The organism is Mitsuaria chitosanitabida ATCC BAA-476 = NBRC 102408 (assembly GCF_001598255.1).
Lineage (GTDB): Bacteria > Pseudomonadota > Gammaproteobacteria > Burkholderiales > Burkholderiaceae_C > Roseateles > Roseateles chitosanitabidus.
This window is the reverse complement of the sequence record NZ_BCYP01000027.1, coordinates 51,416-68,190: the sequence shown is the minus strand read 5'-3', so window position 1 is coordinate 68,190 and position 16,775 is coordinate 51,416. Positions and strand designations below refer to the sequence as shown.

Genomic DNA, 16,775 nt, shown 5'->3' with positions numbered 1-16,775 from the left:
TTACAAGCCCAGGGTGCTGCTGGCGAACGAATCGGCAGACCGTTGCTCAATAGCGTCAAACCACTGGCGCGCCGAGGCCTCGTCCCGGGCGTCACGCAGGCTCAAGGAAGCCCTCACGGGTGACCACACCCTCATCGCGAGCAATCCAGGTGCCAGCACCAGTCCCTGTGGCGCGGGTTGGCTGCGGTCCAGCGCTTCGGCGGGATCGTAGGCACGGGCGGCGACCACATGGTCGTGCAACTGCCGCCATTGGACGAAGCGCGGATGGACGCGGCGCAGCGGTTCGTAGTCGGCGGCGAGCAGCCGCAGCCGCCGATGGGGCAAGGCCCACCGGTGCAGCGCATCGAGCAGGGCCGGATCGGAGAGCGGCCAGGCGCTGAAGTCCGGATCCATCCAGCACAGCTCGCGACCGCCCTGTTCCGCCGTCAGCAGCAGCGCTTGCTGCAGCATTTGCCGAACCTCGTCGGCGGATTCGACCAACCCGGTGCGGATCGCACCCGGATTCGGAGCCGGATGGGCGGATGCCTCAGACATGGCGTTCTCCTGCGGGAATGGGTCGGTCGGCCAGCGTCGGATCAGGCGGGCAGGACCCAGCCGTCCTCGGTCCACTGGTCCAGCAATTCGCGCGCGCCATCGCTGAGCCGGCGAACCTCGGCCGCGCTCATCGCGCGTTGGTCCGCGAAGCGCCGCATCAGGGTCGCGTCGCGGCCGCCGGCACGGAAGGACTGTCCATTGATGAAGATGTGCGCGGCGTCGTACATCATCCGCGTCCGCGCGCTCAGCTGCGCGCCCTGACCGACGGGCAGCGCTTCACCCGGTTCGAAGAAGACCCGCGGCTTGGGCTCGGTCAGCGCCTCGCCCAGCGCGCGCTCCAGCGCCAGCGGCTGGGACGCCGCCTTCATCACGGCCTCGCGCGCAAAGCTCAGCAACTGCTCGGGGATGCGCCCGGGCTCCGCCGTCGCAGTCTGGCGCGGATCCATGTACATCCGATCGCCGCGCGGCGCCTCCTCGTCATCGGTCAGGCGGACCAGCAACTCGTTCGCCAGTTCGCTGCGCCACGGCGAGCGGAAACCCACCGACGCCGTCATGCAGTCGCCGCCGACGGCCACGCCATCATGGGCCCAGCCCGGCGGCAGATAGAGCATGTCGCCCGCCTCGAGGGTGAACTCCTGCTCGGGCTCGAAGTCGGACAGCACCTTCAGCGGCACGTCCTCGCGCAGGGCACCGGTCGTCGACACGCCGAGCCGGCCGATGCGCCAGTGCCGCTTGCCGCTGACCTGGATCAGGAAGACGTCGTACGAGTCGAAATGGGGGCCGACGCCACCACCGTCGCTCGCATAGGACAGCATCAGGTCGTCCAGTCGGGCTTCGGGGACGAACCGGAAGCGGCTCAGCAGCGCATGCGCGGCCGGCACGTGCAGGTCCAGGCCCTGGACCAGCAGAGTCCACTGCGACTTGCTCCAGGCTGGGAGCTTGGCGATGGGGCCCTGACGCATCGTCCAGCGATCGCCGCTCTGCTGGGCGACGAGGCGAGACTCCACGTCCTCGCTCGCGGCCAGACGTGCCAGGCCGGCGCGGTCGATCGGCGGCTGCACGCCCGGCAGCGCCTGGCGAACCAGCAGCGGCTGCTTCTGCCAGTGCCGCTTCATGAACTGGGCCGGGCTGAGCCCGCCCAGCAGTGGCGTCTTGCCGTCGATCGGCGGGAGGGAGGAGGGAGAGGTCTTCGCGGTCATGGGGGCGCATTGTCCTTCGACGCGACAGGCCCGGGGGTCATGATGAGACAATCGCGCGATGCAAATCACTGCCCCCTGCGTCGTCTCCCTGACCTGGAGACTCGAGGACGCCCAAGGCCAATCCGTCGAGGTACTGGACCCGGCGATGGAATTCTTCTACGGCGGCGAGGACCTGTTCGCGAAGGTCGAGGAAGCGCTGGTCGACAAGGTCGTCGGCGACGAAGTCAGCGTCGCGCTGGAGCCCGAGGATGCCTTCGGCGAGTACGACAGCGACCTGGTCTGCTTCGAGCCCCGCGAGGTGTTCCCCGAGAACGTCGAGGTCGGCATGCAGTTCGAAGGACTGCCTGAAGGCGCGTCCACCCCGGACATGCCCGCCGACCGCATCTACACCGTGACCGAGGTCTATCCCGAGCACGTCGTGCTGGACGGCAACCATCCGCTGGCCGGCATCGGCCTGCGCATTCACGTCACCGTCTGCGACGTGCGTGAAGCGACGGAGGAGGAGATCGAGGCCGGCACGCTGGGCGACTCCGGCTTCTCCGTGGCGAACGGCCCCGGCCCGGACGACTCGCTTCACTGAGCCGCTGACCGATCCCGCGCGAGCCTTCACGGCTCGCGCGAGCACAGGCGTCGGTACAGATCGAACACCTTGGCTTCCAGTTCGACCGGGCTGCCGCAGGCCCGCGCGACGATCAGCCGTGCCCGGTAGTTGTAGATCTGCTCGCGGACCGCGACCGACCAGGTCTGCCCGCTGGGCGTGAGGTCGAAAGTGCAGGCGCGCAGGATGTGCAGCCAGCCCACCAGCACGTCGATCGGGAAGCCGGCCAGCACCTCCGTCAGCGTCGCCGGGCGCGGGTCCGCGCCCGCGTAGATCCGGTGCAGCATCAGCAGGCGCACCACCAGCGCCGGATCCGAGCCCGCGAGCATCGCCAGCGCGTCGTGCGGCACGCCTTGCCGCGCCAGCGCGTAGACCCGCCCCACCACGTCCATGTCGCAACTGGGAAGGGCCCGCGGCGACTCCTCCTGCGGCGGCGTGATCAAGTCCCCCTCGAAGAACCTCAGACCCCGTTCCCGCAGACGCAGGTAGTCGGTCGGATCCTCCACGCGCTCGGCGATCAGCGGCACACCGTGCCGGCGCGACAACGTCATCAGGTCCGACCACCCGCCCGGCGACGCCAGCGCGGCATCGAGCTTCAGGAAGGCCAGCATCGGCAGCCATTGCAGGCGTTCGTCCGTCGAGGACGTCAAGCCGGCGAGCGCGAACCGGTAGCCTCGCGCATGCAGTTGCGCGATGCGTCGCGTCACGGACGGATCGACGCGCAGCGAGGCCGGCAACTGGATGACGCCCAGGGACCCGCAGAGGACGTCGGCGATCGGACTGAGCAAGGTCGCCGCCTCCATCTCGACGAACAGCAGGCCGGGCCGCCGTTGCGCGAGTCCTCCATCGAGCAGTGCCTGGCTCAGCAGCACGCTGACCGCATAGGGCCCCGGGGGCGGCGGGTTGCGCCGGGTGCCGTCTCCCCAACGGAAGCTGAGCTCGTGCCCCAGGGGCTCGATCGATCCGTCGACGATGGGTTGACGCGCGAAGCGCACACGCGCCGGGTCCGGGTGGAGAAACGGCCGAGGCTGCGCGACGCCGCTGCGAGGGGATCGGGAGAATGGCATGACCGGGGAAACGCACCGCTGTGCCCGAGGGATCGGGCGGGCAGCCAGTATTTCCAGGAACGGCCTGGCGTTCGATGGCCTAGCTCAGTGGCAATGCGTGCGCATTCTCCCGAGAGCAGTCGGCGACCGACTCGTTTGTCGGGATCGCGTGCCCGACGAGGATCAGCGGCAGGCGCAGACAGGTCCTGGCGCCTTGCGCCGTGTGCTCGAAATGGAAGTCGCCGCCGATGCGCCCGGCGCGCCGCCGCAACCCGGCCAGGCCGCTGCCGCCGCCGAGCGAGCCCCCCTCTCCCGCCGTCGTCGACGAGGGCGCGATCGTGGCGACCGCCTCGCGCGGGCGTCCGTCGTCCTCGATGCACAGCGTCAGGACCTCGTCCGCGCCGACGCCCATGCGGATCGACAGCCGGCTCGCGCGGGCGTACTTGATGGTGTTGGCCACCGACTCCTCGACGATGCGCATCACCTGCTTCGCCAGGTCGTCCAGCAGGACGAACTCCGGCCCCTCGGGGATGTCGTACTCGACCTGGAACTCCGCGCGGCTCAAGGCCTCGTCGAGCCGGCTGCAGTAGGTGAAGAGCACGTCATGGAGGCTGCGTTGCTCGCGGACATCGGTCACCGAGATGATCTCGCGCAGATCATGCAGCGCCTCCAGCAGACGGTCCTCCAGCCTCGCATGGTCGATGTCCCGATCGCGCACGCTGAACAGCGTCGTCACCAGCTTCGACCCGATGCCGTCGTGCAGATCGCGGTAGATGCGATCCCGCTCCGCCTGGGCGGCGGCCTCGTTCTCCATGTCACGCTGCCGGTGGTAGCTGACGAGCAGCTCCCGCTCGCGCTGCCGCAGGGTCTCGGTGAGGACGACGTTGTTGTCCCGGATGCGCTTCACGTTGGCCTGGAACTTGGTCAGCAGGATCTGTGCGACGACGAACAGCAGCAGTGGCACGCTCAGGTGGCTCAGGAAGAGAGGGGTCGCGAGCAGGTGCGTCAGCGACCAGCCCGCGTCCGGCACCTGCACGCGGACCAGCTGCAGGGCCGCGTTGTGATCACGCAGCGCGAACACCTGCGCCAGCACCGACTGGAACAGCAGCGACATCGCCATGCGCGAGCGCGTGCGGGCCACATGCAGGGCCAGGCGCGAGCAGGCGTACAGATGGAACAGCAGCAGCACCGGCAGCCAGTAGGCGTCGAGCCATTCGCGCCCCCGCAGGCCCAGCCAGGGGTAGGTCAGCGCGGCGAACGAGGCCGCGCCGATCAGCACGACGCGCCCCCGGCGTCCCAGCGGCTGGTCCATGAAGGCGAAGATGAACATCGTCAGCACGCCCACCACCCCGCCGGTGCAGGCGTACTGCGCCCACAGGCGCAGCTCGATCAGCGACGACGGGACGCGCTGGAGCAGGATCAGCCAGAACAGCAGCGACCACAGCACCGTCGTCGCCCCGGCGTGCAGGAACACCGCGCCGTCCTTGCGACTGGCCAGCCAGGCACCCAGCATGAACATGCCCGCCAGCAGACAGAACACGTTGGAGGCGCTGGCCAGCGACGAGCCCACGAGGTAGGTCAGTTCGTAGATGTAGGAGATGGTGTCGATGTCGCCCACGTAGACCGGGGCGATCTGCACCTGGGGGTCCCAGGTCGTCAGCTCCAGGGTGAGGACGTTGCCCTCGGGCTTGAGCAGCCGCCGCGCCAGCGGCGCCTGCAGTGGCCGGTACCACTTGTAGCGGACCTGGTCGTTCGACTTGGGCAGCCCCGCGATCCAGACATCGTTCAGATAGACGTCCATGCCGTCCAGCGCCTGGCTGATCAGCAGGCTCGCGCCGGGGCTGCGCGAGGCGCCGCCGGCGGGATCGCCCTCGCGCGCGCCGCAGCAGATCGCCGGCCGCGCGAGGTAGCGGTCCAGGTCGACCCGTAGCCGGATCCGCTTGAGCCCGCCCACCTGACCGAGGTCCCGGAAATACGGGAGCGCGACGCGCGCCTGCTCGACGACGGGACGCCCGGGCAACCGCGACAGCTCCGGGCCGACGTCGCGGGCACCGGCCGGCGCCTGCACGATCTGCAGGTCCTGGCCGCCCTCGATCCGGTGGACCCGCGTGGCCAGGCTGCTCGTCGCCGCGACCAGCAACAGCAGCACGAAGACGGTGAGCCAGAAGCACACCGCCTTCAGCGAGCCCCGTCGTCGGACGCTATTCATCGATCAGCCCGTAGACCCGCGCCGCATTGGCCGCCATCGCGCGGGACTTCACGCCCAGCTTGCGGTACAGGCTGCGCAGATGCTGGTTGACGGTGTGATGGGAGATGCTCAGGCGGCGGGCGATCTCGGCGATGGGATAGCCCTCGGCCAGATGGCGCAGCACTTCCCATTCGCGCTCGCCCATGCCGAAGGCCTTGAGCACCTTCTCGCGGTCGAACTGGGGCCGCTCGTTGTTCTCGAGCGAGGCGTGGTGATCCAGCACCACCTTCGCGACCGCGGGGCTCAACGGCGCCTGTCCGTTGTGGGCGCTGACCAGCTTCTCGGCCAGGCCGGGTTGGATCTCCTCCTTCAGCAGGTAGCCGCTGGCCCCTGCCCGCAGGCTGCGCAGCACATGCTTGCTGTCCCCGAAGGTGCTCACCACGACGCAGCGCGCCTCGGAACACTTCTCCTTGACCAGCCGGATCAGGTCGACCCCGTCGACGTCCGGCAAACCCAGGTCGACGACATACAAGTCGGCGCGATTCGCGAGAATCGCCGCGACGGCTTCCCCACGATTTTTCGCCACGCCGATTACCTCGCAGAAACTGCTGTTCGAAATCACGTCCACCAACCGTTTCATGACGGTTTGATCGTCTTCGATGATCACCACGGCGATACTCATTCGATTGACTCCTTCTCACGCGTTGTCCCGGCACCCCGAGGGCCGGGACAGTTTCGCGAGATGGGGCCAACCGGCAATCACCGAATCAAGTAAACCCCGAATCGTCAGATTCGGGCACCCAAGGGCGCGGATCGCACGGATCTAGCGACGCCGCCAGAACGCGCCGAAGGGCGCGAAAGCCCGTCGCCGAGGGGATCTCAGGCATTCCTCGACGGTCGCGCCGAGGCAGATCAGCAGCAGCATCAGGCCCGCGGCGCCGAGCAGATAACCGATTGCAGTCAGTTCAAATGAGGGAGTTTCCAAGGCCCCGCGATCGATCCAGACGCAGGCAATCCCGGCCGCCGACAAACCCAGCGAAATGGCATACATGTTCTTCATGACAACGATCCATCGCAATTGATGGGCGGCAGTGTGTCGCGGGGGTCGGCGCTTGCGAATAACTCACATTCGGCAGTGACCTGCTCGAATTTGCTATTACCCCCAGAAGTTCGTGATCAATACCACTGGCCGCGCCAGGCGTCTCGATCGTTCGCGGATCCGGATTTGACGGATCCGAGGGGAAGCGGCCACCCGGGGTCAGGTCTCGCCCGGGCGGACAGGCACAGCCGACGCGCCGCCGCCAGAAGCACGCGTCTCATCCCCTGCGGCGCCGGGCTCTTCCGAACGGTCGATGACAACCGTCATCCCTTCTCGGTACATTCGTCGGCTTCCCCGGATCGCCGGCCGCTCGGACCGCCCGCGATCCTTCATTGCCACTGGAGACCACCATGTCCCGCAAGACCCCCATCGAGCACTACCGCAACATCGGCATCTCGGCGCACATCGACGCCGGCAAGACGACGACGACGGAGCGCATCCTGTTCTACACCGGGGTCAATCACAAGATCGGCGAAGTGCACGACGGCGCCGCGACCATGGACTGGATGGAGCAGGAGCAGGAACGCGGCATCACCATCACCTCCGCCGCCACGACCTGCTTCTGGAAGGGCATGGACCGCTCGTATGCGGAGCACCGCATCAACATCATCGACACCCCCGGGCACGTGGACTTCACCATCGAGGTGGAGCGCTCGATGCGCGTGCTGGACGGCGCGGTGATGGTCTACGACTCGGTCGGCGGCGTGCAGCCGCAATCCGAGACCGTCTGGCGCCAGGCCAACAAGTACAAGGTGCCGCGTCTGGCCTTCGTGAACAAGATGGACCGCGTCGGCGCCGACTTCTATCGCGTGCGCCAGATGATGGTCGACCGGCTCAAGGCCAACCCGGTGCCGGTGGTGCTGCCCATCGGCGCCGAGGACCAGTTCAAGGGCGTGATCGACCTGATCAAGATGAAGGCGATCATCTGGGACGAGGCCTCGCAGGGCATGCGCTTCGAGTACCAGGACATCCCCGCCGAGCTGCAGGCCCAGGCGCAGGAATGGCGCGAGAAGATGGTCGAGGCCGCCGCCGAGGCCGACGAGGAACTGATGAACAAGTACCTCGAGTCCGGCGAACTGACCGAGGCCGAGATCGTCCGCGCGATCCGCCAGCGCACCATCGCCGGCGAGATCCAGCCCATGCTGTGCGGCACCGCCTTCAAGAACAAGGGCGTGCAGCGCATGCTGGACGCCGTCATCGACTTCATGCCCTCCCCGATCGACATCCCGCCGGTGCACGGCACCGATGACGACGAGAAGGACACGACCCGCAAGGCCGACGACAACGAGAAGTTCAGCGCCCTCGCCTTCAAGCTGATGACCGACCCGTACGTGGGTCAGCTGACCTTCGTGCGGGTGTACTCGGGCATCCTGAAGTCGGGCGACTCGGTCTACAACCCGACGCGCGGCAAGAAGGAACGCATCGGCCGGATCCTGCAGATGCACGCCAACCAGCGCGAGGAGATCAAGGAGATCCTGGCCGGCGACATCGCCGCTTGCGTGGGCCTGAAGGACGTCACCACCGGCGAGACCCTGTGCGACCCGGACGCCATCATCACGCTGGAGAAGATGGTGTTCCCGGAGCCGGTGATCTCGCAGGCCGTGGAGCCCAAGACCAAGGCCGACCAGGAAAAGATGGGCCTGGCGCTGGGCCGGCTTGCGGCGGAAGACCCGTCCTTCCGCGTGCGCACGGACGAGGAGTCGGGCCAGACCATCATTTCCGGCATGGGCGAGCTGCACCTGGAAATCATCGTGGACCGCATGAAGCGCGAGTTCAGCGTCGAGGCCAACGTGGGCAAGCCGCAGGTCGCCTACCGCGAGACGGTGCGCAAGTCGGTGCAGGACGTGGAAGGCAAGTTCGTGCGCCAGTCCGGCGGCAAGGGCCAGTACGGCCACGTGGTGTTCTCGCTGGACCCGCAGGAACCTGGCAAGGGCTTCGAGTTCGTCGACGCGATCAAGGGCGGCGTGGTGCCGCGCGAGTACATCCCGGCCGTCGAGAAGGGCGTGATCGACTCGCTGCCCAACGGCGTGCTGGCGGGTTACCCGGTCGTGGACGTGAAGGTCACGCTGACCTTCGGCTCGTACCACGACGTGGACTCGAACGAGAACGCGTTCAAGATGGCCGCCTCGATGGGCTTCAAGGAAGCCTGCCGCCGCGCCAGCCCGGTGATCCTGGAGCCGATGATGGCCGTGGAGGTCGAGACGCCCGAGGACTACGCCGGCACGGTGATGGGCGACCTGTCCAGCCGCCGCGGCATGGTGCAGGGCATGGACGACATGGTCGGCGGCGGCAAGATCATCAAGGCCGAGGTGCCGCTGTCGGAGATGTTCGGCTACTCCACCGCGCTGCGGTCCGCGACGCAAGGTCGCGCGACCTACACGATGGAGTTCAAGCATTACTCCGAGGCGCCGAAGAACGTCGCCGACGCGATCGTGACGTCGCGCGCCAAGTGATGCGCGGCTGAGGCCGCATGAGGTGCAACGGGCCGCAGACGCGGCCCGTTCTTCATGGTGCGTTCCACCGCTCGGCGTCAGGCGACCGGCATCGGCCGGTCGTCGCCCCGCCGGATTCCGGTCAGGCGCTCACTTCGCCGACTCGGGGAACGGCGGCAGCTTGCCGATGTCGCGCGGGTCGTGCTGGATGATCAGCGTCGCCTTGAGGTTCTTCGCGATCTCCTTGATGCGCTGGATCGAGGCCAGCGTCTGCGCGCGATCGTCGTTGAAGCCGGGCACGCCGTCGTTGTCGTAGTTCTCGTGGAAGTGGACCGCGTCGCCGCTCAGGATGACCGGCCCCATGCCCTTCAGGCGCACCAGCAGCATGCTGTGGCCGGGCGTGTGGCCCGGCGCGCGCAGGATCATCACCGTGCCATCGCCGAAGACGTCCTTGTCCGCCGTCAGCAGCTCGACCTTGCGCTTCTCCGCGATCCAGGTCTCGAAGCCCTTGGCGTTCGCGCCGGCCATGGGCGGGGTCGCGGTGATGCCGTCCCAGTCCCGCTTGCCGATCATCAGCGTCGCGTTCCTGAGCGCGTCCAGCTGACCCGTGTGGTCGGCATGGAAGTGGCTGATGCCGACCACCTTCACCTCCGCCGGATCGACCTTCATCTGCCGCAGCAGGTCCGCCAGCGGCTTGTTGGTCGCGCTGGGCACCGAGCCCGGCTGGTAGCCGGTATCCCACACCATGACGTCCGCACCGTGCCGGATCACGTAGCAGCTGAAGGTGAAGGGCTTGGCCGGGTCCGTGTACGCGAAGGTATCGCTGAACCGTCGGGCGTCGTTGGTCCCGTTGCCGCATTCGAGCCGCGTCAGCGTGACCTCCTGGGCCGCCGCGGTCAGGGACAGAAGCGCGCCCGCCGCGAGCGCCATCCAGCTGCGTGTCTTCATCCGAGCCTCCTTGTGGTGGCGGGAATGATAGCCAGCGACGCCGCGCACGCCACGGCATCGGCCCGGCTCGTACCCGCGGAACGCGCATCGCACCGCCATTCGTCATGCCCTGGCAAACCCGGTCGGGATGACCCGTAGGCGGCCACTATGCTGCCGGCACTCTTCATCCCAGGGTGCCGCATGCCTGCCAAGACGCTCACGAAGCCGACGTTCTCGACCCTCTTCACCGTCACGCCCGCCCGCGCGGGCGTGATCGCTTTCGGTCTCGCGCTGCAGGCCGCGGCCTTCGCCGCCGATGCGCCCCCGGCGCCGGCGGCCGCCGCCTCGGCCCCCAAGTGGAACGTCAACCAGCCGCCCGGAGAGAAGCGCATCGCGAAGCTGGACGTGCGCACCGGCACCTGGATGTCGGTCGACGTGAGTCCCGACGGCAAGCAGGTCGTCTTCGACCTGCTGGGCGACCTGTACGTGATGCCCATCGAGGGCGGCGAGGCCAAGGCGCTGACGCACTCGATCGCGTGGGAGATGCAGCCGCGCTTCTCGCCCGACGGCAAGCAGATCGCCTTCGTCTCGGACGCCGGTGGCGGCGACAACATATGGGTCATGAACGCCGACGGCAGCAATGCCCGCGCGATCACCACCGAGGACTTCCGCCTGCTCAACAACCCGGTCTGGCACCCGAGCGGCAAGTACATCGCCGCGCGCAAGCACTTCACCGGCACGCGCTCGCTGGGCAGCGGCGAGATCTGGCTGTACCACGTCGATGGGGGGAAGGGCCAGCAGCTCAACGAGAAGCCGAACTGGCAGAAGGACCTGGGCGAGCCCGCCCTCTCCCCGGACGGCAAGTACCTGTACTACTCGCAGGACACGACGCCGGGCAACAGCTTCGAATACAACAAGGACAGCAACGGCGAGATCTTCCGCATCTTCCGCCAGGACCTGGCCGACGGCAGCAGCGAGGCCTTCGTCACCGGCCCCGGCGGCGCGATCCGCCCGACGCCCTCGCCCGACGGCAAGTACCTGGCCTTCATCCGCCGCCTGCGCGAGGCCGACGGCGCGCGCACCGCGCTGTTCCTGAAGGACCTCAAGACCGGTCGCGAGTTCCCGGTCTGGACCGGCCTGGAGCGCGATATGCAGGAATCCTGGTCGGTGCACGGCGTCTACCCGGGCATCGCCTGGATGCCGGACAGCAAGCAGGTCGTGGCCTGGGCGCAGGGCAAGCTGTGGCGCATCGATCCGTTCAAGTCCAGTGCCGCGGAGATCCCCTTCCACGTCCGGGACGAGCGCCAGATCACGCCCGCGCTGCGCGTCGCGCACGAGGTCGCGCCGCCGACCTTCGAATCCCACATGCTGCGCTGGGTGCGCGTCGCGCCGGACGGCAAGCGGGTGATCTTCTCCGCCGCCGGCTACCTCTACGCAAGCGAGCTGCGCGACGGCCAGCCCGTCGGCGAGGCCAAACGCCTGACCACGCAGACCGAGCGCTTCGAGTACTTCCCGGCCTTCTCGCGCGACGGCCGCCAGCTGGTCTACGTCAGCTGGAACGACGCCGACCAGGCCCGCGTGCGCGTGCTCGACCTGGCCAGCGGCCGCGACACCGTGGTCACGCCCGAGCCCGGCAAGTACCTGACGCCGACCTTCTCGCCCGATGGAAAGACCGTCGCCTACCGCAAGGCCAAGGGCGGCTACCTGACCTCGCCGTGGAACAGCCTGGAGCCCGGCATCTACCTGGCCGCGGTCGACGGCAAGAGCCAGCCGCGCCGCGTGACCAAGGACGGCGAGGCGCCGCAGTTCGGCGCCGATTCGGACACCCTGTACGTCACCCGCGGCAAGCGCACCAGCGAGGTCGACAGCTTCCATCAGCTGGTCCGCCTGAACCTGGTCGACCGCAGCGAGGTGGCCGTCGCCAAGAGCGAGTTCGCGACCGTCTTCACCGTCTCGCCGGACGGGCAGTGGCTGGGGTTCTCGGAGCGCTTCCACACCTACGTCACGCCGCTGGCGCCCAGCGGCAAGCTGCTGACCGTCGGCCCCAAGGCCGACGCGATGCCGGTCAAGAAGCTGGACGTCAACGCCGGCGACGACCTGCAATGGTCGGGCGACGGCAAGACCCGACCCTACGCGCTGCACTACGCCCTGGGCAACGAGCTGTTCACCGTCCCGCTGGACCAGGCGATGAAGCCCGGTTTCAAGCCCGCGGAACGTGGCGCGCCCATCCACCTGACGCTGACGGCGGACAAGCTGCGGGGCCGTATCGCCATCGTCGGCGCGCGCCTCGTCACGATGAACGCGAGCAAGCCCGACGAGGTGATCGAGGACGGCGCCATCCTGATCGACGGGGACCGCATCGCGGCCATCGGACCGCGCGCGTCGGTGGCGATTCCCGCGGGCACCGAGACCCTCCAGGCGGCCGGCAAGACGGTGATCCCGGGCCTGATCGACGCCCACTGGCACGGCACCATGGCCGAGAGCGAGATCATTCCGCAGCAGAGCTGGGTGAACTACGCCTCGCTGGCCTTCGGCCTGACGACGCTGCACGACCCGTCCAACCGCACCAGCGACATCTACACGCAGTCGGAGATGCAGCGCGCGGGGCGCGTCGTCGGTCCGCGGATCTACTCGACCGGCACGGTGCTGTACGGGGCGAAGGCGGACTTCTCGGCGGTGATCAACAGCCTGGAGGATGCCGAGACCCATCTGAAGCGCCTGAAGGCCGCCGGCGCGATCAGCGTCAAGAGCTACAACCAGCCGCGCCGCGACCAGCGCCAGCAGGTGCTGGAGGCCGCGCGCGAGACCGGGATGATGGTGGTGCCCGAGGGCGGCTCGCTGTTCCAGATGAACATGAACATGATCATCGACGGGCACACCGGCATCGAGCACGCGCTCCCCGTGGGCAAGGTCTACGAGGACGTCAAGCAGCTGTGGCCGCAGACGCAGGTGGGCTACACGCCGACGCTCAACGTCGCCTACGGCGGCCTGGACGGCGAGCACTACTGGTACGCGCGCACGGACGTGTGGCGCCACCCGATCCTGAGCAAGTACGTGCCCAAGTCGGTGCTGGAGCCGCGCAGCGTGCGTCGCGAGACCGCGCCGGAGGAGGACTTCAACGTCATCCAGGTCGCGAGGACCGCGACCGAACTGCAGCGGGCCGGCGTGTCGGTGAACATCGGCGCGCACGGCCAGCGCGAGGGTCTGGGCGCGCACTGGGAGATGTGGATGATGGGCCTGGGCGGCATGAGCTCGCTGGAGGCCATCCGCACCGCGACGCTGAACCCGGCCCGCTACCTGGGGCTGGACAAGGACATCGGCTCGCTGGAACCGGGCAAGCTGGCGGACCTGGTGATCCTGGACGGCGATGTGCTCAAGGACATCCGCCAGAGCGACAGGATCGCGCAGGTGATGCAGGGCGGCCGCGTCTTCGACATCCCGTCGATGAACGAGGTGTGGCCGAGGAAGCAGGCGCGCAAGCCCTTCTTCTTCGACGGTGCCAATGCCAGCGCGCCGGTGGACGCGGAAGCGGCTGGCGTCGAGCACGGCCACGGTCACGGCGACTGACGCAGCTCAGATCACCGGAGTGATCGGTGACGGGGTCCCGACGCTCGTCGAGAGGGCCACCAGGGTGAACCGGAACACGTCGAGTTCCGGTCCCTCGTTGCCGGCGGCGTCGATCTGGCGGAGGAAGGGGTAGAAGTTGTCTCCCAGGGCGCTCGGGAGACGGATTTCCGGCGCTCCGTCGACGACGTGGTAGGCGCGATCGGTGACGCCGAACCAGACCAGCAGCGCCCCGGCTTCCAATCCACCGATCCGCAAGGTGGGGTCGGTCGTGATGGCATCCGTGGCGCTGGGGCCGTCGTCGTGGCTCAACTGGACGGTGATGCGGCCCGCGTGCGTGTCCAGCCGCAGCGCGAGGGCCGCATGCTCGGAGATCTGCCCCGCGCCATCGATCTGGCGGACCCACACCTGCTTGTCGCCATCGGCGCCCAGTTGCCGTGAGCTGATCTCGGCACCGACGCCGGCTTGCCAGGTCCGCCCGCTGTCCAGGCTGAAGGCCCAGGTCGCGCCCGCCTGCAGCCCACTGACGACGATCGTGCCGTCGCGTGTGAGGCCATCGTGCGCGAAGCGCCGCAGGTCGCCGACGTCGCCGACGAGTCCGGTCAGATCGGGCCCCGTATCGTTCTTCAGTGCCAGGGTCGGCGTCGGGATCGAATTCGGGACCGGCGCCGGGACCGGGGCCGGATCAGTGGGAGACGGCAAGTCGGCCGAGGGATTCGGCGACTCCGGCTTCGGCTCCACGGGCGTGGGCAACTCGGACACCTCGAGGCTGGGACGCTCCTGCGTCGGCACGACGGGATCGAGGTCCTGCGCCTTCGGCTGGTCAGGCTTGGGTGCAGCAGGCGTCACCGGCTCCTGGAGGACCTGCGAGATCGCGGGGACGCTGGATCCGTGGCCACCGCCAGACGCGGCGGCCACCACACCCAGAACGCCCGCGGCGCCTGCCAGTACCCAGCCGGTGGCGTTCGCGGACATTACCCCCGAGGCGCCAACTGCCGCTCCGCCCTCGACCGTGGCCTCCGCCTCGTTCGTCGCGTCACCGATGGCGGGATGGGCGGTGTCGGAAGCCTCACCCTCCTCGACCGATCCACGCCCCTCGGGCGCTTCAGCGGGGCCGTCGAGCGAGGGCATCGCCTCGCCCGGCGGAGGAACCTGGGTGGTGTCATCGCGCTGGGAACGGGGGCGCTGGCGCTTGGCGTCGGACATCGGCTGAACCTCTGTGGAGACAAAAGCCAGCAGTCTCCAGACGTCGGTCACATCACGCACTAGCCTCGATTCGTCGCATTCTGCGCACGACTCCCTCCGATCGGTGGGCCGCCCACCTTCATGCGGAAGCGCACCCGTGCCGCACGCGCCAAGAGAAAAGGCCCGCCAGTGGCGGGCCTTCAGCCATGCATCGGGCGATGCCGGCGGGTCAGCCCTTGCCGGTCGACCCGAAACCGCCCTCGCCGCGCGACGAGGCGTCGAAGTCCTCGACCACGCGGAAGTTCGCCTGCACGACCGGCACGATCACCATCTGCGCGATGCGCTCCATCGGCTGGATGGTGAAGACCTCCTTGCCGCGGTTCCACACGCTGACCATCAGCTGGCCCTGGTAGTCCGAGTCGATCAGGCCGACCAGATTGCCCAGCACCACGCCGTGCTTGTGGCCCAGGCCCGAGCGCGGCAGGATCATCGCGGCCAGGCCGGGATCGCCGATGTGGATCGCCAGGCCCGTCGGGACCAGCACGGTGTCGCCGGGGGCCAGCGTGATCGGCGCGTCCAGGCAGGCGCGCAGGTCCAGGCCGGCGCTGCCGGTCGTCGCGTAGGCGGGGAGCTGCTCGGCCATGCGGCGGTCGAGCACCTTCAGATCGATGGTGGTCATGGAATCAGCGGAGGAAGAAATCTGCGGGAGAGGCCCGCCCGCCGCCGCGCCTCGCGGGCGCCGGTGACCGGACCTCGGAAAGTCGTCGTCTCAGGCGTTGTAGGTCGTGAGCCGCTGGGCGATCTCGCGCACCAGCTCGCGGGCCAGCGTCAGCTTGTCGGCGCGGGAGAGCTCGCGCTCCCCGCGGGCGTCGACCAGCGTCAGCGCGTTGTCGTCCTGGCCGAAGGTCGCCGGGCCCACGTTGGCCACGATCAGCGGCACGTTCTTGCGCTGGCGCTTCTCGCGCGCGTGCTTGATCAGGTCCTGGCTCTCGGCCGCGAAGCCCACGCACATCGGCGGATGCGGCAGCGCGGCGACGGTGGCCAGGATGTCGGGGTTCTCCGCCAGGTCCAGCGCGGGCGCGACCGCCTCGCCCGCCTTGGCGTTCTTCTTGATCTTGTGCTCGTGCGTGGTGGCCGGACGCCAGTCGGCCACGGCCGCCGTTGCCACGAAGGCCTGGTGCGTCGCCGCCAGCGGCAGCACCGCGTCCAGCATCTGACGCGCGCTCTGCACGTCGATGCGGGTCACGCCCAGCGGCGTCGGCAGATGCACCGGGCCGGCGACCAGCGTCACCTCGGCCCCCGCCTCCGCCGCCGCGCGCGCGATGGCGAAGCCCATCTTGCCGCTCGATCGGTTGGTGATGCCGCGCACCGGGTCGATGGCCTCGTAGGTCGGCCCCGCCGTGATCAGCAGCTTGCGGCCCGCCAGCACCTTGGGCTGGAAATGCGCGACCACGTGTTCCAGCAACTGCTGCGGCTCGAGCATGCGCCCGTCGCCGATCTCGCCGCAGGCCTGGTCGCCGCTGCCCACGCCCAGCACCACCGAGCCGTCCGCGGCGACCTGGCGCAGGTTGCGCTGCGTCGCCGGATGGGCCCACATCTCGCGGTTCATCGCGGGGGCCAGCAGCAGCCCGCAGCGCTGGGCCGGACGCGCCAACGCGGTCAGCGACATCAGATCGTCCGCCCGCCCCTGCGCCAGCTTGGCGATCATGTCGGCGCTCGCCGGCGCGATCAGCATGACGTCGGCCTCGCGGGTCAGGTTGATGTGCGCCATGTTGTTGTCCGGGCGCGCATCCCATTGGCTGGTGAACACGGGCCGGTTGGACAGCGCCTGCATCGTCACCGGCGTGATGAAGGCCTCGGCGGCCTCGGTCATCAGCACCTGCACCGTGGCGCCGGCCTTGACCAGCAGCCGCGTCAGCTCGGCGATCTTGTAGCAGGCGATGCCGCCGGACAGACCGAGCAGCACGTGCCGACCGGCGAGAGAGTTGGATTCGGACATGGGG

The 16,775-nt window shown here is 68.7% G+C and carries 13 protein-coding genes; 3 read left to right on the top strand and 10 right to left on the bottom strand.

Features of this window, described 5'->3' with window-relative positions; all coding sequences use genetic code 11:
- Entirely contained in the window at positions 1 to 534 is a 534-nt protein-coding gene (locus tag MCHT01_RS17810) for a hypothetical protein (protein WP_067066972.1), read from the bottom strand.
- 41 nt (positions 535 to 575) lie between these two features.
- Positions 576 to 1,733 carry a JmjC domain-containing protein gene (locus tag MCHT01_RS17805; protein ID WP_174549067.1) on the bottom strand — a complete coding sequence of 386 codons (1,158 nt, stop codon included), beginning with the start codon at positions 1,731 to 1,733 and terminating at the stop codon, positions 576 to 578.
- Positions 1,734 to 1,791: 58 nt separating this feature from the next.
- On the opposite strand from MCHT01_RS17805, the gene MCHT01_RS17800 reads away from it, so the two are divergent.
- On the top strand, positions 1,792 to 2,313 hold the full coding sequence (locus MCHT01_RS17800) for an FKBP-type peptidyl-prolyl cis-trans isomerase (protein WP_067066970.1): 522 nt from the start codon (positions 1,792 to 1,794) through the stop codon (positions 2,311 to 2,313).
- Between the two features lie 26 nt (positions 2,314 to 2,339).
- On the opposite strand, the gene MCHT01_RS17795 is transcribed toward MCHT01_RS17800, so the two are convergent.
- From MCHT01_RS17795 to MCHT01_RS17780, 4 genes are all read right to left on the bottom strand, one after another.
- On the bottom strand, positions 2,340 to 3,326 hold the full coding sequence (locus MCHT01_RS17795; protein ID WP_067066968.1) for a YuxH family protein: 987 nt from the start codon (positions 3,324 to 3,326) through the stop codon (positions 2,340 to 2,342).
- A gap of 151 nt (positions 3,327 to 3,477) precedes the next feature.
- On the bottom strand, positions 3,478 to 5,586 hold the full coding sequence (locus MCHT01_RS17790) for a sensor histidine kinase (RefSeq protein ID WP_148661593.1): 2,109 nt from the start codon (positions 5,584 to 5,586) through the stop codon (positions 3,478 to 3,480).
- Positions 5,579 to 6,247: a response regulator gene (locus MCHT01_RS17785; protein WP_067066964.1), complete on the bottom strand. Its 669-nt coding sequence runs from the start codon at positions 6,245 to 6,247 to the stop codon at positions 5,579 to 5,581. Before MCHT01_RS17785 ends, MCHT01_RS17790 begins: the two co-directional genes overlap by 8 nt.
- A gap of 141 nt (positions 6,248 to 6,388) precedes the next feature.
- Positions 6,389 to 6,625 (bottom strand): hypothetical protein, encoded by a 237-nt coding sequence (locus MCHT01_RS17780; protein WP_067066961.1) that lies wholly within the window; start codon positions 6,623 to 6,625, stop codon positions 6,389 to 6,391.
- Between the two features lie 389 nt (positions 6,626 to 7,014).
- On the opposite strand from MCHT01_RS17780, the gene fusA reads away from it, so the two are divergent.
- Entirely contained in the window at positions 7,015 to 9,117 is a 2,103-nt protein-coding gene (gene fusA / locus MCHT01_RS17775; RefSeq protein WP_067066959.1) for an elongation factor G, read from the top strand.
- A gap of 129 nt (positions 9,118 to 9,246) precedes the next feature.
- Here fusA and MCHT01_RS17770 read toward each other — a convergent pair whose 3' ends face one another.
- Positions 9,247 to 10,044 carry an N-acyl homoserine lactonase family protein gene (locus MCHT01_RS17770; RefSeq protein WP_067066957.1) on the bottom strand — a complete coding sequence of 266 codons (798 nt, stop codon included), beginning with the start codon at positions 10,042 to 10,044 and terminating at the stop codon, positions 9,247 to 9,249.
- A 180-nt stretch (positions 10,045 to 10,224) separates the two neighbouring features.
- Here MCHT01_RS17770 and MCHT01_RS17765 point away from each other — a divergent pair, with 180 nt between their 5' ends.
- Positions 10,225 to 13,590, top strand: a complete 3,366-nt coding sequence (locus tag MCHT01_RS17765) for an amidohydrolase family protein (RefSeq protein ID WP_084452884.1) — start codon at positions 10,225 to 10,227, stop codon at positions 13,588 to 13,590.
- Positions 13,591 to 13,596: 6 nt separating this feature from the next.
- Here the strand turns inward: MCHT01_RS17765 and MCHT01_RS17760 are convergent, their stop codons facing one another.
- The 3 genes from MCHT01_RS17760 to coaBC all read right to left on the bottom strand — a co-directional run bounded on the left by MCHT01_RS17760 (position 13,597) and on the right by coaBC (position 16,771).
- Positions 13,597 to 14,793: a hypothetical protein gene (locus tag MCHT01_RS17760; protein WP_067066955.1), complete on the bottom strand. Its 1,197-nt coding sequence runs from the start codon at positions 14,791 to 14,793 to the stop codon at positions 13,597 to 13,599.
- Positions 14,794 to 15,001: 208 nt separating this feature from the next.
- Complete coding sequence (gene dut / locus MCHT01_RS17755; protein ID WP_067066953.1) at positions 15,002 to 15,451, bottom strand: dUTP diphosphatase; 450 nt, start codon at positions 15,449 to 15,451, stop codon at positions 15,002 to 15,004.
- A 90-nt stretch (positions 15,452 to 15,541) separates the two neighbouring features.
- The gene (coaBC, locus tag MCHT01_RS17750) at positions 15,542 to 16,771 is read right to left on the bottom strand and encodes a bifunctional phosphopantothenoylcysteine decarboxylase/phosphopantothenate--cysteine ligase CoaBC (protein ID WP_067066952.1); all 1,230 of its coding nucleotides are present in this window, start codon (positions 16,769 to 16,771) and stop codon (positions 15,542 to 15,544) included.
- Positions 16,772 to 16,775: the final 4 nt, after the last annotated feature.

What these genes read in the sequence shown, in the direction of transcription:
- MCHT01_RS17765 (WP_084452884.1), top strand. Translation starts at nt 10,225, where the DNA reads ATGCCTGCCAAGACGCTCACGAAGCCGACGTTCTCGACCCTCTTCACC.
- MCHT01_RS17760 (WP_067066955.1), bottom strand. Translation starts at nt 14,793, where the DNA reads ATGTCCGACGCCAAGCGCCAGCGCCCCCGTTCCCAGCGCGATGACACC.
- MCHT01_RS17805 (WP_174549067.1), bottom strand. Translation starts at nt 1,733, where the DNA reads ATGACCGCGAAGACCTCTCCCTCCTCCCTCCCGCCGATCGACGGCAAG.
- dut (WP_067066953.1), bottom strand. Translation starts at nt 15,451, where the DNA reads ATGACCACCATCGATCTGAAGGTGCTCGACCGCCGCATGGCCGAGCAG.
- MCHT01_RS17770 (WP_067066957.1), bottom strand. Translation starts at nt 10,044, where the DNA reads ATGAAGACACGCAGCTGGATGGCGCTCGCGGCGGGCGCGCTTCTGTCC.
- MCHT01_RS17785 (WP_067066964.1), bottom strand. Translation starts at nt 6,247, where the DNA reads ATGAGTATCGCCGTGGTGATCATCGAAGACGATCAAACCGTCATGAAA.
- fusA (WP_067066959.1), top strand. Translation starts at nt 7,015, where the DNA reads ATGTCCCGCAAGACCCCCATCGAGCACTACCGCAACATCGGCATCTCG.
- MCHT01_RS17810 (WP_067066972.1), bottom strand. Translation starts at nt 534, where the DNA reads ATGTCTGAGGCATCCGCCCATCCGGCTCCGAATCCGGGTGCGATCCGC.
- coaBC (WP_067066952.1), bottom strand. Translation starts at nt 16,771, where the DNA reads ATGTCCGAATCCAACTCTCTCGCCGGTCGGCACGTGCTGCTCGGTCTG.
- MCHT01_RS17800 (WP_067066970.1), top strand. Translation starts at nt 1,792, where the DNA reads ATGCAAATCACTGCCCCCTGCGTCGTCTCCCTGACCTGGAGACTCGAG.
- MCHT01_RS17780 (WP_067066961.1), bottom strand. Translation starts at nt 6,625, where the DNA reads ATGAAGAACATGTATGCCATTTCGCTGGGTTTGTCGGCGGCCGGGATT.
- MCHT01_RS17790 (WP_148661593.1), bottom strand. Translation starts at nt 5,586, where the DNA reads ATGAATAGCGTCCGACGACGGGGCTCGCTGAAGGCGGTGTGCTTCTGG.